Source organism: Neisseria sp. P0009.S007, assembly GCF_051962515.1.
The window spans coordinates 1-482 of record NZ_JBQCVF010000870.1 but is presented as its reverse complement, the minus strand read 5'-3'; the positions used below and the strand labels follow the sequence as shown (position 1 = coordinate 482).

Below are 482 nucleotides of genomic sequence, written 5' to 3'. Positions count from 1 at the left end.
ACCTTCGGCGGCAATCCGATGGCGTGCGCGGTCGGCAGCCGTGCGTTTGACACCATCAATGCGCCCGAAACATTGGCATACGTTCAGCAACAAGGCCAAAAACTTCAGACGGCCTTGCGTGAATTGGGCGTGAAAACCGGCGTATTTAAAGAAGTCCGCGGCATGGGCCTGCTGCTCGGCTGCGTATTGGCAGACGAATACGCAGGCAAGGCATCGGAAATTACCGCCGCCGCTTTGAAACACGGTTTGATGGTACTGGTTGCCGGCGCCAATGTCGTGCGCTTCGCCCCCAGCCTGCTGCTGAACGATGAAGACATGGCCGAAGGCTTGAAACGTTTTGAAGCGGCGTTAAAAGAGTGGACAGCCTAACCTAGCAAGATAATAAGCTAAGGTTATTGCACTTCAAATCCCAATCCGCTGACCTTTCTTATTCATAAAAGTGTTCAAACTCTTGGATTCTTGCCTGAGACCAGTATGAAAAC

The 482-nt window shown here is 52.3% G+C and carries 1 protein-coding gene; it reads left to right on the top strand.

Annotation, left to right across the window (positions count from 1 at the left end; genetic code table 11):
• The coding region (locus ACTHS3_RS16855) for an aminotransferase class III-fold pyridoxal phosphate-dependent enzyme (protein ID WP_440368622.1) at positions 1-369 on the top strand (369 nt) is incomplete at its 5' end.
• Positions 370-482 lie beyond the last annotated feature (113 nt).